9 protein-coding genes are annotated in these 15162 nt (G+C 75.5%); 8 read left to right on the forward strand and 1 reads right to left on the reverse strand.

What is annotated here, in order from left to right; genetic code table 11:
* Positions 1–58: 58 nt before the first annotated feature.
* The 8 genes from AB0G84_RS30315 to AB0G84_RS30350 all read left to right on the forward strand — a co-directional run bounded on the left by AB0G84_RS30315 (position 59) and on the right by AB0G84_RS30350 (position 13453).
* Complete coding sequence (locus AB0G84_RS30315) at positions 59–583, forward strand: phage baseplate assembly protein V (protein ID WP_361327770.1); 525 nt, start codon at positions 59–61, stop codon at positions 581–583.
* Positions 584–722: 139 nt separating this feature from the next.
* On the forward strand, positions 723–974 hold the full coding sequence (locus tag AB0G84_RS30320; RefSeq protein WP_361327773.1) for a hypothetical protein: 252 nt from the start codon (positions 723–725) through the stop codon (positions 972–974).
* Complete coding sequence (locus tag AB0G84_RS30325) at positions 971–1357, forward strand: GPW/gp25 family protein (RefSeq protein ID WP_361327776.1); 387 nt, start codon at positions 971–973, stop codon at positions 1355–1357. Before AB0G84_RS30320 ends, AB0G84_RS30325 begins: the two co-directional genes overlap by 4 nt.
* Entirely contained in the window at positions 1354–4572 is a 3219-nt protein-coding gene (locus tag AB0G84_RS30330; protein ID WP_361327779.1) for a putative baseplate assembly protein, read from the forward strand. The genes AB0G84_RS30325 and AB0G84_RS30330 overlap by 4 nt, the downstream gene beginning before the upstream one ends.
* On the forward strand, positions 4569–8393 hold the full coding sequence (locus tag AB0G84_RS30335; protein WP_361327782.1) for a putative baseplate assembly protein: 3825 nt from the start codon (positions 4569–4571) through the stop codon (positions 8391–8393). Before AB0G84_RS30330 ends, AB0G84_RS30335 begins: the two co-directional genes overlap by 4 nt.
* Positions 8390–10573, forward strand: coding sequence for a hypothetical protein (locus AB0G84_RS30340; protein WP_361327785.1), 2184 nt, complete (start codon positions 8390–8392; stop codon positions 10571–10573). The genes AB0G84_RS30335 and AB0G84_RS30340 overlap by 4 nt, the downstream gene beginning before the upstream one ends.
* Before the next feature lie 112 nt (positions 10574–10685).
* Positions 10686–12344: a DUF6519 domain-containing protein gene (locus tag AB0G84_RS30345; protein WP_361327788.1), complete on the forward strand. Its 1659-nt coding sequence runs from the start codon at positions 10686–10688 to the stop codon at positions 12342–12344.
* A complete protein-coding gene (locus AB0G84_RS30350; protein ID WP_361327791.1) occupies positions 12344–13453 on the forward strand; it encodes a peptidoglycan-binding protein in 1110 nt (369 codons plus the stop codon). Before AB0G84_RS30345 ends, AB0G84_RS30350 begins: the two co-directional genes overlap by 1 nt.
* Before the next feature lie 120 nt (positions 13454–13573).
* On the opposite strand, the gene AB0G84_RS30355 is transcribed toward AB0G84_RS30350, so the two are convergent.
* On the reverse strand, positions 13574–15070 hold the full coding sequence (locus AB0G84_RS30355; RefSeq protein ID WP_361327794.1) for a hypothetical protein: 1497 nt from the start codon (positions 15068–15070) through the stop codon (positions 13574–13576).
* Positions 15071–15162: the final 92 nt, after the last annotated feature.

Raw genomic sequence — 15162 nt, forward strand, 5'->3', positions numbered from 1 at the left:
TGGCGGGGGCACGACGACGGCCCTTAGCGCCACCTCACGACAACCAGGAGAGACAGGTATGGCTGGTGGACCCGATAACCGCTTTCTGGGGAAGTTCCGGGGGCGGGTGGCGGCGAACGACGACCCGATGGGGATCGGGCGGCTCCGGGTGCAGGTCCCGGACGTGCTGGGGGACGAGACCTCCACCTGGGCGCTGCCGTGCTTTCCGTTCACCGGGGAGCGGGCCGGGCAGGTGGTGGTGCCGTCGGTCGGGGCCGGGGTGTGGGTGGAGTTCGAGCAGGGCGATCCGAGTTTCCCGGTGTGGACCGGGTGCTGGTACGGGCGGCGGGACGAATTGCCGGAGGACGCGCAGACCGGGCCCGCCACGGCACATCCGGTCGTGATCCAGACGCCCGGGAAGCACAAGATCGTGCTGTCGGACGTGCCCAGCAACGGAATTCTGCTGGAGGCACCGGGCGGGGCGTACGTGCGGATCGATGCCACCGGCGTGCACATCAACAACGGCCACGGCGCCTCGATTTCGCTGGCCGGGGATCAGGTCGACATCAATGAGGGCCGGCTGACCGTGCCCAGGAAGCGCTGAACGGAACGGGGGCAGAGCACAGATGGCGAGCGGAAATCTCGTCCACGGCGGGACTGCGATCGCATGTCCGCACGGTGGGCGCGCGTTACCGGCCTCGGCAGCGGGATCCGGCGGCACCGTACGGATCGACGGTGCGCCGGTGGTGTCCGCCGGGGACGTCTTCACGATCAGCGGGTGCCCGCACACGGTCGGCGGCCGGCCACGGCCGTGCAGCGACCTGCGATGGACGCCGGCCGCGGACGGCGACGCCGTACGGGTCGACGGGGTGCCGGTGCTGCTGGACACCACCGCGGCGATGTGCTTCAGCGCCGGGCCGGTGCCGCAGGGTCCGCCGGTCGTGGCGTCCGTCCAACAGGGCCGACAGGGCCATCAGGGGGTTTTCAGTCGATGAGGGCCAGGCGGCAGGTCCGTACCGAGATCGCGTTCCCGTTCCGGATCGACCGGCGGGGGCGGACGGCGCATGCGGACCACGACGACCATGTACGGGACCTGATCGAGCAGTTGCTGTTCACCAGCCCGGGCGAACGGGTGATGCGGCCGGAGTTCGGGTGCGGGCTGCTGGATCTGGTCTTCACCCCGAACAGTCCGGAGCTGGCGTCGGCCGTGGAGCTGTCCGTCCAGGCCTCGTTGCAGCGGTGGCTGGGGGACCTGATCGAGGTCGAGGCGCTGGACGTGGTGAGCGAGGAGAACGTCGTACGGGTCCACCTGCGCTATGTGGTGCGCTCCACCGCGAGCCGGCGGGACGAGGTCTTCGAGGGGCGGGGCGAGGGATGAGCCAGCAGCACAACGGCACCGCGGGCGGGACGGCCGGCGCCGGGGCGAGCCGCCGGAGCCGGATCAGGGCGGCGCGGCTCAACGGGATCGACGCGGTGGAGGCCGCGGACGACGGGGTGACGTTGACGGTCACCTTTCTGGGGAAGGCGCCGCACGGCCTGGGCCCGGAGAACGTGCGCATCGACGGCGGGCGGCGGATCACCGGGCTGGCGGCCGTGGAGGTCTCCGTCGAGCGGGAGGAGGACCCCGAGCTCGACGACCGGCTGCTGGTGACGCTGGACCGGACCGGGGACACCTCGCGCTACCGGCTCTCCCTCGTGGCGGCCGATCCGTACGGGCGGCCGGGGACGGAGCCGTACGAGGGGTTCGACCAGCGGTACGCCGGCGCGGAGTTCTCCTTCCGGCCCGACTGTCCCAGCCCCTTCGACTGCGTGGCCGACGAGGGCGGGGGCGACGCCTGCCCGGACACCTTCCGGCCAGCGCCGGTCATCGACTACACCGCCCGGGACTACGACGCCCTGCGGCAGCTCGTCCTCGACCGGCTGCGGCTGACCAGCCCCGACTGGGTGGAGCGCAGCCCGGCGGACCTGGGGATGACGTTGGTCGAGCTGCTCGCCCACACCGCGGACCGGATCAGCTATCAGCAGGACGCGGTGGCGACCGAGGCGTATCTCGACACGGCGCGGCGGCGGGTGTCGGTGCGGCGGCATGTGCGGCTGATCGACTATCCGATGCACGACGGGTGCAGTGCGCGGGCGTTCGTGTCCCTGACGGTCGGGGCGGAACTGACGCTGTTGCCGGGCGCGTTCCGGTTCGCCGCGGTCGACGTCCGGACGTACGCGCCGCGCGACCGGCCGGAGATCGGGACGGTGATCGACGACCGGGAGCTGGCCGTGCTGGACGAGCGGGGGGCGGTGGAGGTCTTCGAGCCGGTCGCACCGGCGCCGCTGACCGCTCGGCCCGCGCACAACGCCATCCGGCTGTGGACCTGGGGCGGGGAGGTGTGTTCGCTGCCGACGGGGGCGACGGGCGCGACGCTGCGGGACGCATGGGCGGACGACGGCTGCGAGGCCCGGGCGCTGCGCCTGTCCCCCGGTGACCTGCTGCTCTTCGAGGAGGTCAAGGGGCCCCGTACGGGGACGCCGGGCGACCAGGACCCGGCGCACCGGCAGGTCGTCCGCCTCACCTCGGTCACCCCGGCCGTGGACCGGCTCGACGACCAGCCGGTGCTGGAGGTGGCCTGGGCGCCACAGGACGCGCTGACCTTCCCGCTGCGACTGGCCACCCTGGGCGGCACCGACTGCGCGCCGGTGGCGGACGTGAGCGTGGCGCGCGGCAATGTCGTCCTGGTGGATCACGGGCGGTCGCTGGTCTTCGGGGCCGCCCCCGACGGCGTGCCCGAGACGGTCACCGTGCCGCCCGTGCCGGCCGTCCTCGACTCCTGCGAGCCACCGGCGTTCGGCTGCGGTGACCGCGCGGGCGGTGGGAACGCCACCGCGCGGACCATCAACCACCTCGTGGAACAGACGAGTTGTCATCGGTCACTGGTGCCGGACGACGTCCGGGAGCTGTTCCGGGTCGTCGGGGAGGAGGCGACCGTACGGGCGGGGCTCGGTCTGGAGCGGGCGGGGCAGCGGACCGAGCGCGTGGTGCCGGGCACCGCGCACGAGCAGGCCGCGGCGCTGCGCACCCTGCTCGCGCAGTCCGTCTACCCGGGCATCGCGCCGCGCTTCCGGCCGGTGCTGCACCGCTCCCCCGTCGCCCGGACCGTGCCCTTCCCGCAGCCCGCGCAGGTGGCCGCGGCACAGGCCGACCGGCTGGCGGACCTGCCCGAGCGGATGCGGGCCCGGCTGACGGAGCTGTGGCGCGGCGCCCGCGACCACGACGGGCTGACGGACGACGAGATCGCCGAACTGACCGTGCTCTTCGGGCTGGAGGTCCTGGAACGGCTTCAGCTGCGCCGGCATCCCGTACGGGCGCTGCGCGAGCTGCTGCACCGCGCCGACCGGCTGCTGGACGCCACGCTCCGGCGGCTGGCGGTGCTGACCGCGCGGGCCCGGGCGGGCACCGTGCTGGACGGGCGGATCGCCTGGGAGATCGCGCAGACGTGGGGGCCGGCGTACGCGGTGGGGCTGCACCCGGACGAGCCGGTGCTGCACGGGCCGGCGGCCGGTCTGCGGCCCGATCCGCGGGCCGCGCTGCCCGCCGTACGGATCGTGCAGGACGGTGGCGCACGGGTCTGGACGCCGTGCCGCGACCTCCTCGACAGCGGGCCCCGCGACCGGCACTTCGTCGGTGAGCTGGAGGACGACGGGCGGTTCGCGCTGCGCTTCGGGGACGGGTACCACGGTGCCCGGCCCGAGCCGGGCAGCCGGCTGGAGCTGCACTACCGCCTCGGCGGCGGCCGGGCCGGCAACGTCGGGGCGGAGGCCATCAACCACCTGGTCCTGCGCCGGCCCGCCGAGGAGACCGACGCGGCCGTTGCGCTGCCGGTCGCCGGGGTGCGCAACCCGCTGCCGGCGACCGGCGGCACGGAGCCGGAGCCGATCGAGCAGGTGCGGCAGCTCGCGCCGCTCGACCTCCGGCGCACCCGGCGGCGGGCGGTCACCGCGGCGGACTACGCGGAGCTGGCGTCGGCGCTGCCCGGTGTGCAGCGGGCGGCGGCCGAGCTCCGCTGGACCGGCAGCGTCCGGGAGGCACATGTGGCCGTCGACGCGGCGGGGACCGGCGAGCCGGACCCCCGGCTGCTGGCGTCGGTCGCGGACGCGCTGGAGGGCTACCGGCGGATCGGGCACGACCTGGTCGTGGCGCCGGCCAGGACGGTGCCGGTGGACCTGGCGCTGGAGGTCTGCGCGGCGCCCGGGCACCAACACGGGCAGATCCTGGCCGAGTTGTACCGGGTGCTGGGCAACCGCCGGCTGCCCGGCGGCCGGCTCGGCTTCTTCCACCCGGACGCGCTGACGTTCGGCGAACCGGTCCGGCAAAGCCGCCTGGTGGCGCTCGCCGCGGCCGTCCCGGGGGTGCGGAGCGTGCAGGTGACCCGGCTGCAACGGCTGTTCCATCAGGACGAGGGAGAACGGGAGGACGGTGTGCTGCGGCTCGGCCCACTGGAGATCGCCGTGTGCGACAACGACCCGGAACGGCCGGAGAACGGGCGGCTGGTCATCGACATCGGACCCGTAGGGGACGCCGGAGAGCCTGGGGGTGTGCGATGAACACGACCGGCTGCGACTGCGGGTGCGGCGGCCGGGGCGGCGGCAGTGACGAACGCCGCGCCCCCGACGCCCTGTACAACCCGCCGGGCCGGACGGCCCTGGACTACCGCGTCGGCGACCACGGCGCCTTCCTGGCCGGGATGCTGGACCGGCTGGCCTCGCCCGCCTACCCGGCGCTGCGCCGGCTGACCGTCCGCACCCCGGACGACCCGGCGATCGGGCTGCTGGACGCCGCGGCGGTGCTCGGTGACGTGCTGACCTTCCACAGCGAACGGATCGCGGACGAGGGGTACCTGCGGACGGCGAACGAGCACCGGTCGCTGGCCCTGCTGGGGCGGCTGGTCGGACACCGGCCGCGGCCCGGTGTCGCGGCCGACACCCTCCTGGCGTACACCGTCGACAAGGACCCGCGCGCCGAGGACCTGCCGGTGGTGATCCCGCGCGGGGCGCGCAGCCACAGCGTCCCGGCCGCGACCGGCGAGGAGGCGCAGACCTTCGAGACGGACGAGGACCTCACCGCGCGCTGGGCGTGGAACGACCTCGCGGTGCGCAGGCGGCGGCCGGCGCTGCTGGTCCCCGCGGACCTGGCGAAGCGGTCGGAGCTGTTCGTCGTGGGCACCTCCACCGCCCTGCGGACCGGGGACCGGCTGCTGTTCGACTTCGGCGGTACGCAGCAGCTGTTGCTGCCGGTGGCGCGGGTGCGGACCGATCAGGACGAGCACCTCACCGCGCTCGGTCTGCCGCAGTCCGCGCCGCCCACGCTCAAGGAGCTGGTGGACGAGGTGCGGCAGTGGATCACCGTGCCGGCGGACGGCGGGGACCCGGACGATCCGCAGGAGCCGGGGCCCGCCACCCCCGAGACGCCCGACCCGCGGCCCGTCAGCAAGCTGATCGACACCTTCGACGTCCAGGTGCTGGCGCCGTTGCGCAAGGACCTGGACGGCGAGGCCGGGAGGTCGCCGGAGGCGTTCGCCGCGCGGCTGGCCGGGCCGCACCAGCGGCTGATCGAGGCGGAGGCGCTGGCCGCGCCGTACGAGGAGGTCGCGGCCTGGTTCGCGCGGCTGGCCGCGGTGGTCGGCGAACTGCGGCAGCGGGCCGAGGAGTTGGCGCCGGCCCGTACCGTGCCGCCCGGGCCGGAGCCGCGACGGACAGCGGGTCCCGCCGACCCGGCGGCCGCCGCGCTGCGGGCGCTGTCCGCCGTCCTGCCGGCCCTGCGCACCAGCGTCGTCCGCCCGCCCTCGGGCGCCGGGGCCGGACCCTCCTCCCCCGGCTCGGACCTGACCGCCCGGCTGCTGTCCGCGCTGGACCCGCGCCTCGCGGAGGGGATGTACGCGGCGTGGCGGCGGGCCGCCCCGGTGGTGCCCACCGCGCTGCGGGAGCTGCTGGCGATGCGGGTGACCGCGGCGCCCTTCGGGGCGACCGCGCCGCAAAAGCCCGTGCAGGACGACAAGGGCCGGGTGATCCGGCAGGCCGACTGGCCGCTGACCGGGGGCGTGCTGACCAGCGTCCGGATCGTCTTCGACACGGCCGGCAAGGTGCCGGTGAAGGCGGAGTTCCAGCACCTCGAGACGGGCAGTTCGGTGCAGCGCACCGAGAACCTCCCGGCCGACACCGCCTTCGATTTCGGTCCGGGCCGGATCGAGCTGTCCACCCGCACCGGCCAGGACCACGACCTGAGCTGGCTGGGCCGCCGCCCCACCGACTCGCAGGAGTCCGGGATCACCGCTCGGCTGCTGTCCGGACTGCCCGAGCGGACGCTGTTCGTGGGCCGCCCCGACGACGCGGGCCGGGTCGAGGTCGCGGTGCACAACGGCGACACCCGGGTCTGGCACCTGGGACCCGGCGAGCAGGACCAGGTCCGGCACGGGGAGTACGAGGTGACCGTGCGCCGCACGCCCGGCAGCGAACCGCCCGCCGTGGAGATCGGCATCGCGACCGTCCCGGCCCCCGCCAACCGCTCGGTGCTGCGGCTGGACACCGTGCAGGACGCCATCACGGTCGGCAGCTGGGTGGTGGTGCAGCGCCCCCGCAAGGGCGCGGGCGGTGCCGACGGCATCCCCGGCGACCGGAAGCTGGCGTCGGTGACGACCCGGGTGACCGCGGTCCGCACCGCCGCCTACACCGACTTCGGGATCACCGGCCGCGGCACCGAACTCACCCTGGCCGACCCCTGGTTGGACGACCACGACGTGGTGCTCTCGGCGATCCGGGACACCACGGTGTACGCCGCCGGCGAGCCGCTGCGGAGGGCGGACGAGCCGCTGGACGAGGACGTGCACGGCAACGAGCTGGAACTCGCCGAGCTCTACGACGGGCTGACACCGGGGCGGCGGCTGATCGTCTCCGGCGAACGCACCGACGTCCCCGGGCCGGTGGGACTACGGGCCACCGAGCCGGCCGTGATCGCGTCGGTGGACCAGCGGCTGGACCCGGAGCTGCCGGGCGACCACGTCCACACGGTGCTCACCCTCACCGCCGACCTGGTCCACCGCTACCGCCGGGACACCGTGCGCGTCCAGGGCAACGTCGTACCGGCCACGCACGGGGAGAGCCGGGACGAGCCGATCGGCAGCGGTGATGCGGCGCGCGCCCACCAGACGTTCGCGCTGTGGCAGTCGCCGCTGACCTGGCTGCCGGCGGACAACCCTCTGGGAGCCACCCCCGAACTGGAGATCCGCGTCGACGGGCTGCGCTGGCACGCGGTGGACAGCCTGGCCGGGCGGGGTCCCACCGAGCGGGTGTACGTGACCGGGACGACCGGTGGGGGTACCTCCCGGTCGAGCGGCGCCGAGGGTGGGGGCGGCCGTACGACGGTGACCTTCGGCGACGGGGTGCACGGCGCCCGGCTGCCGTCCGGCCACGACAACGTACGGGCCCGCTACCGCTTCGGCACCGGACGGGCGGCGAACGTCGCCGCCGACCGCATCACCCAGGCGGTGACCCGGCCGCTCGGCGTCACCGGCGTGACCAATCCGCAGCCCGCCGCCGGCGGCGCGGACGCCGACGGGCCGGCGCTGACCCGGCGCACCGTCCCGCTGGCCGTCTCCGCGCTGGACCGGCTGGTCTCGCTCGCCGACCACGAGGACTTCGCGCGCTCCCGGGCCGGCATCGGACGAGCCTCGGCGCGGGAACTCTTCGACGGGCGGCGCAGGGTGCTGCACCTGACGGTGGCGGGGGTCGACGACATCCCGCTGGCGCCGGACTCGGAGGTGCTGCGGGCGCTGCGGTCCTCGCTGGCGACGTACGGCGATGCCGGGCTGCCGGTGCGGGTGGAGGTGCGCGAGCCGGTGCTGCTGCTGTGCACGGCACGGGTGAAGGTGGCGCCGGACCACTCCTGGGCGCTGGTCGAACCGCGGGTGCGGCAGGCGCTGCTGGCCCGGCTGGGCTTCGACGGCCGGGAGCTGGGGCAGCCGGCGCACCTGTCGGAGGTGCTCGCCGCGGCCCAGTCCGTACCGGGCGTCGACCACGTCGACGTGGACGCCTTCACCGGCGTCCCGGCCTCCGTCACCGCCGAGGAACTCGCCGCGTCGGCCGGGCGGTTCGCCGGACCGCCGGATCCGTCGGTGCCGGCCCGCGCGGCCCGCTACGACGAGCGGATCCACGAGGTGGCCGCGGACGACGGCGAGACGCTGAGCGCCGTCGCCGCCCGCTACGGCCTCCCGCTGGCCGAACTGCTGCGCCTCAACCCCGACCTCACCGACACCCGGCCACTGCCGAAGGGCCGCGCGGTCTGTGTCTTCCGCGGTGTCCGCCCGGCCCAACTGGCGCTGTTCTCGCCGCGGGTGGCGGACACCCTGATCCTCACGGAGGTGACCCGATGACCTCGACCAGGGAGCCGGACGGGCTCGCGGAGCTGCTTCCGCAGTGGCACCGGCTGCGGGACTCCGCCGATCCCGCGGCCGGGGAGCCGCTGCGGGCGCTGCTGGCGGTGATCGCCGAGCAGCTGGACCGGGTCCGGGACGGCGTCGCCCAGCAGTACGACGACTGGTTCGTGGAGACCGCCGCGGAGTGGGTGCTGCCCTACCTCGGGGACCTGGTGGGCTACCGCCCGCTGCCCGGATACGAGCGGGTGCTGGCGACCGGGCTGCGGGACGGCGGGCTGCCGGACTCCTCGCGGCGACGGCTGGCCCAGGCGTTGGCGCCGCGCCGCGAAGTGGCGGCGACGGTCGGCCACCGGCGGCGCAAGGGCACCCTGGCGCTGCTGGAGGAGCTGTCGGCGTCGGTGGCGGGCTGGCCGGCGCGGGCGGTGGAGCTCTCCCGGCTGGTCGCGCACCAGCAGCCGGTGAAGCTGTACGGGTCGGGCACCGAGGCCACCAACGAGCGGCGGCGGGGGCGCGGACGGCTGGTGGACGTCCGGGACGGGGCGGCGCTGGACCTGGCCGGCGGGCCGTTCGGTACGGTGGCCCGCTCGGTGGACGTCCGCCGGGCCGACTCCCGCCGTACGCAGGGCGGTTACGCACCGGCGGGGGTCGGGCTGTTCGTGTGGCGGCTGCGGCCGTACGCGGTGACCCGGGCGCCCGCGTACTGCATCGACCGAGCCCGTCACCTCTACACCTTCTCGATCCTGGGCCAGGACACACCGCTGGTGACCCGCCCGGAGCCGGAGCCGTCCGCGACGCATCTCGCCACCCTCGACAACGTGCCGGCCCTGATCGGCCGTCGGCAGCTGCACGACCGGCTCGCGGACCATTACGGGCCGGGCAAGAGCTTCACCGTCCGGCGGGACGGCGAGGACGCGCCCGTCCCGCTCGCCGACATCGTCGTCGCGGACCTGAGCGGGTGGCGCTACCGGCCGAAGCGCGGGCAGGTCGCCGTCGACCCGGAGCTGGGCCGGATCGCGTTCGGTGCCCGGTCGGCGCCCCGGCAGGGCGTCTGGGTGGACTACCACTACGGGTTCGGGGACGAGCTGGGCGGCGGCGAGTACGCACGGGAACGGGTCACCGCCCCGGACGCCGCCGTCTACCGGGTCGGGCCGGGCCAGCCCTTCCAGCGGATCATGGACGCGTACGGGGCCTGGCAGCACGACCGCCGGGCCGGACGGTGCGCGCCCGAGGGCATCATCGAGATCACCCACAGCGGCGCCTACCAGGAGCAGCTGGACTTCGAACTGGAGCCGGGCGACCGGCTGGAGCTGCGGGCGGCCGAGGGCACCCGGCCGGTCATCCGGCTGCTCGACTGGTACAGCAACCGGCCCGACGCGCTCAACATCCGTGCGCAGGAGGCAGATTGCCCGCCGGGCGAGCGGCCGCGAGTGGTGCTGGACGGACTGCTGGTCACCGGCCGGGGGCTGCACGTCTCCGGGCCGATGGGCGCGCTGGTGCTGCGGCACTGCACGCTGGTGCCCGGCTGGTCCCTGGAGCCGGAGTGCGCTCCGCGCTCCCCCGAGGAACCGAGCCTGGTCCTGGACCGGACCACGGCGTGTGTGGAGGTCGACCGGACCGTCCTGGGCACGATCGAGGTGATCGGCGACGAGGTGGGCACCGACCCGCTGCCGATCCACCTGCGCGACTCGGTCCTGGACGCCACCGGCGCGGACCGTGCGGCGCTGTCGGCGCCGGACTGCCGGCTGGCGCACGCGGTGCTGTACGCCCACCGGACGACGGTCCTCGGCGAGGTGCACACCCATGCCGTGGAACTCGCCGAGAACTCCCTGTTCACCGGCCGGATGCAGATCGCCCGGCGCGGTGTGGGCTGCCTGCGGTTCAGTTACGTCCCACCGGGTTCGCGCACCCCGCGCCGCTACCGCTGCCAGCCGGACCTCGCCGGCCCGGCGGACGCCGCGCGGGTGCGGCCGCTGCTGCGCGCCGAGCGCTACGGCACGCCGTGGTACGCGCAGTTGGCGGCGGGCTGCGCGCAGGAGATCCGGCGCGGCGCGGAGGACGGTGCCGAGATGGGCGCGTACCACGACCTGTACCAGCCGCAGCGCGAGGACGGCCTGCGGGCCCGGCTGGCGGAGTACACACCGGCGGGGACCGATACCGGGGTGGTGTTCGTGACGTGAACCGCCCGCGTGCCGCGCGCCGCCCGGGCGGGCCGCCGTACACCGGCCCGCCCGACCCGCCGGCCCGCCGACCCGCCGAGCCCTGTGACCTTCCCGTACGAGGGGGACCCCCATGCACGCTGATCTCTCGCGCCTAACCCACCGGCCGGAGCGCCACTACTCCGCGGTCGTCGCCCAGCAGGGCCGCGTCCAACTGGACGCGGACACCAACGAGCAGACCGCGATCCAGCTGTTCCAGGCCCGTACGCTCGCCGCCGACCTGATCGGCCGGCACGGCGGGCCCAGCGGCGCCACCGGCTTCAAGATCTCCCTGCGGGGCGGCAGCCATGAGCTGGACGACCTGGTCATCGGCGGCGGCCGGTACTACGTCGACGGCATCCTGTGCGACGCCACCCGCCCGCAGCCCGGGGTGCCGGTGCCGTCCGCCGGCACGGCAGGCACGGACAGCCCCGCGGAGGCGGGCGGCACGGACGGTGCCGCGCCGGCCGGTCACGGGGCCGGCGGGCCGGATGCGGCGCCCGCCACCTGGACGTACTGGGACCAGCCCGACGGGTTCCGGGACCCGGAGCGGCCCGCCGACCGGCTGCCCAGCGCCTTCCCGTACCTGGTCTACCTGAAGGTGTGGGAGCGGGTGGTCACCGCCGCCGAGGACCCGGCGCTGCGCGAGGTGGCGCTGGGCCCGGCGCTGCCGGACACCGCGGCCCGCGCCAAGGTGGTGTGGCAGGTGCTGCCGCTGCCCGCGGCCGAGCTGGGACTGGAGAACCACGCCCCGTCGGTGGACGAGATCCGCAAGGCCTTCGACGCGTGGGCGGCGAGGGCGGCGGCGCCCGGTTCCCGGCTCGCGGCGCGCAGCGAGCGCCCGGACCACGCCGATGACGAGCCCTGCCTGGTCGCGCCCGACGCCCGCTACCGGGGCCCGGAGAACCAGCTGTACCGGGTCGAGGTGCACGATGCGGGCAGCGCCGGGGACGCCACCTTCAAGTGGTCCAGGGAGAACGGCTCGGTGACCTTCCCCGTCGACGAACTCGACGGCACTTGGGTGGAGTTGGCGTCCCTGGGTGCCGACGACAAGCTGGATCTGAACGTCGGCGACCGGGTCGAGTGCGTGGACACCGCCTACGCGAGCCGGGGCGAGGCGGCGCCGCTGCTGCGGGTGGAGGAGGTGGACCTGCCGGGCCGCCGGGTGCGGCTGTCCGACGAGCCGCCGCCGGGCGTCGGGCGGCGGCCCGAACTCCACCCGTTCCTGCGCCGCTGGGACCACCAGGAGGGCAGCCGGCGCACGGTCCGGCACGGCGCCGCGCCCGGGCGGCTGCGGCACGGTGCACTGCCGGTCGAGGAGGGGGCGTGGCTGCCGCTGGAGGACGGTGTGGAGGTGTACTTCGCCCCCGGCGGCCACTACCGCACCGGCGACTTCTGGCTGGTCCCGGCCCGTACGGCCACCGGCGGTGTGGAGTGGCCGATGGACCCGGCGCGCCGCCCGCTGCTGGAGCCCCCCGCCGGCATCGCGGTGCACCACGCGCCGCTGGCGTGGATCGCGGGCGAAGGGACCGAACCCGACCTGCGGCTGGCGTTCCGGCCGCTGGCGGCGGGGATCCCGGCGGCGGACGACGTGGCGAAGGCCGCCGAGGAGGAGGCCCGCGCCGAGGAGGAGTCGGGGGGCGGGGCGTACGGCCCGCCGGGCTCCGGATACGCGCCGGCGGGACCGGCGCCGAGCAGGTCGCAGACCACCGCCGCGGCCGAGGCCGCGGCCGACGAGGGGAGCACCGACTGATGGCCACTCCACTGACCGCGACCCGGCTGCTGGCGGCCCTGCACGACGAGGGCCTGGTCGTGCACGAGGTCCGCGACTGGCGCCAGCACAACCGCAATGCGAAGGGCCCCTGGGGGCCGGTGCACGGTGTGGTGATCCACCACACCGCCACCGAGGGCACCGACGCCTCGGTGGACCTGTGTTACGACGGGCGGTCCGACCTGCCGGGGCCGCTGTGCCACGGCGTGATCGACAAGGCGGGCGAGGTCCACCTGGTGGGCAACGGCCGCGCCAACCACGCCGGTCTCGGCGACCACGACGTCCTGGAGGCGGTGATCCGCGAGGATGCGGAGCTGCCGCCGGACGACGCGGCGGACACCGACGGCAACTGCGCCTTCTACGGCTTCGAGTGCATCAACCTCGGCGACGGCAAGGACCCCTGGCCGGCGGAGCAGTTGGCGGCGATCGAGAAGGTGTCGGCGGCGATCTGCCGGGCGCACGGCTGGAGCGAGCGCTCGGTGATCGGCCACAAGGAGTGGCAGCCGGGCAAGGTCGATCCGCGCGGCATCGTGATGAAGGACCTGCGGGAGCGGATCGGGAAGCGGCTGGCCAAACCGGCGGAGGGGCCGGGCGGGGCCGGCGTCGACCGGGGCAAAGACGGCGCGGACCGGGACGGGGGCGGATCCGGGGACAGCGCGGAACCGGGCGGATCCGGTGACGGCGCGGGGCCGGACGCTTCCGGTGACGGGCCGGGGTCAGACGCTTCCGGTGACGGTACGGGCGGACCCGGGGAGCGTACGGGCGGTCCCGGTGACGGTAGGGGCGGACCCGGTGACGGTACGGGCCTGGCGGTGCCGCCCCGGCCGGACCATCCGCCGTACGAGCCGTTCCCCGGCCGGGACGCCTTCCGGCCCGGGGCGCCGAGCCCGGTGATCGCGGCGATGGGCGAGCGGCTGGTGGCCGAGGACTGCGGCCATTACGAGGGGACCCCCGGCCCGGAGTGGACCGAGGCGCACCGCACGTCGTACGCGGCCTGGCAGCGCCGACTGGGCTTCCGCGGCAAGGACGCCGACGGGGTGCCGGGGCCGGTCAGTTGGGAGCGGCTGCGGGTGCCCGTCCCGCCCGGCTGACCGGGCCGAAAAACACCGAGGCCGGGCGGCCCTCCCCCACAGAGGTCCGCCCGGCTGTACTCGGGTGTTCGGTGTTCGGCCGCCGCCGCGGCCGAACTCCTAGGAGTCGACCCGAGAGCCTCAGATGCCCTGGACCGGGAGGGTCGGCTGGGCGGGAACGGCCGGCAGGACCGGCAGCGCCGGGATGTTGGCGGCGTTGGTGAGCTTCGCCAGGTCGGCCGGGACGGCCGGGACGGCGACGGCGTCGGTCAGGTGACCGGGAACGGCGGGCACGGCGGGCACGGCGGGCACGGACGGCACGGACGGCACGGCGACGGCGTCGGTCAGGTGACCCGGAACGGCGGGCACGGCCGGCACGGCGGGCACGGACGGCACGGACGGCACGGCCACGGCGTCGGTCAGGTGACCCGGAACGGCGGGCACGGCCGGCACGGACGGCACGGCCGGGGTGGCGGGCAGCGACGGCACCGCGGGCACGGCCGGGGTCGCCGGGAGGGACTTCACCGGGGTCAGGCCCTGCACACCCGCGACGGCGCCGGTGGCGATGCCCTTGCCGTCGGTCACCACGACGGCGGCCAGGCCCTGGGCGAACGGGGTGGTGTCGGCGACCGCACCCTGGGCGAACGCCGCGGCGTCACCGGCCTTGCCCTGCGCGAACGGCACCGCGTCGGTGGCCTTGCCCTGGGCGAAGGCGACCGCGTCGGTGGCGGTGCCCTGCGCGAACGGCACCGCGTCACCGGCGGCGCCCTGCACGAACAGCTGCGCCTGGCCGCCGACGACGGTCACGTACGGCGCCGCCTGGCCGGCCGCGTCACCGGCGAGCTGGCCGGCACCGCCGACCGCGCCCTGGGCGACCGGCACGACCTTGACGACCACGCGCTGGGCGACCGGCGGCAGCACGTCGGCGGCGGCCTTGTCGACGACCGGGCGGCCGGTGGCGAGCGCGGCCTGGGCCTGCTTCGTCAGCTGCTCGGGACGGACGCCGGCACCGGCGAGACCGGCCAGCAGGTTGTCGGCGGAACCGGGCGCCTTGGGCAGCGCCGGGGCCTTGGGCAGCTTGGGCAGGTCGGCGGACGGCACGCCCGGGGTGGCGGGCAGCGACGGGACGGCGGGGACCGTGCCGTCGGTGAGGTGGCCGAGCTTGCCGAGCTTGGCGGCCTTGGCGGCCTTGGCGGCCTTCTTCACCGACGAGGCGGCCTTCTTGACGTCCTTGGCCTTCTTCAGGTCACCGGCCTGCGGCAGGTCACCGGTCTTCGGCAGACCGCCGCCGAGCAGCTTCTTGGCGCCGTCCACGGCACCGGTGACGTCACCGAGCTGCGGCAGCTTGCCGGTGGGCAGGTCCTGGGTCGACACCCCGCCGCCGAGCGCGCCGGTCGCCTTGCCGGCCACGTCGCCGACCGTCTTCTTGGCGGTGCCGGTGACCGTGCCGACAGCCTTGGTGGCGGTGCCGGTGACCTCACCGGCGGGCAGCTGCTTGGTGGCGCCGGTGACCGCACCGGTGCTGGGCAGGTCCGAGGAGACGGGCAGCTCGGCGGCGTTGGCGGCGGCGGATCCCAGGGCCCACAGACCGGTGGCGGCAGCGGCAACGACGATGGAACGACGAATGGTGGAGCGCATGGCGATGAAGTCCTTCGAATTCAGGAGGGTTTAAGGGCAGACCTGTCCCGCCCCCGCGCGGCAGGTCCAGTTACAGACGCGGAGCGGTCTGC

The organism is Streptomyces sp. NPDC020742, from assembly GCF_040641675.1.
Taxonomy (GTDB): domain Bacteria; phylum Actinomycetota; class Actinomycetes; order Streptomycetales; family Streptomycetaceae; genus Streptomyces.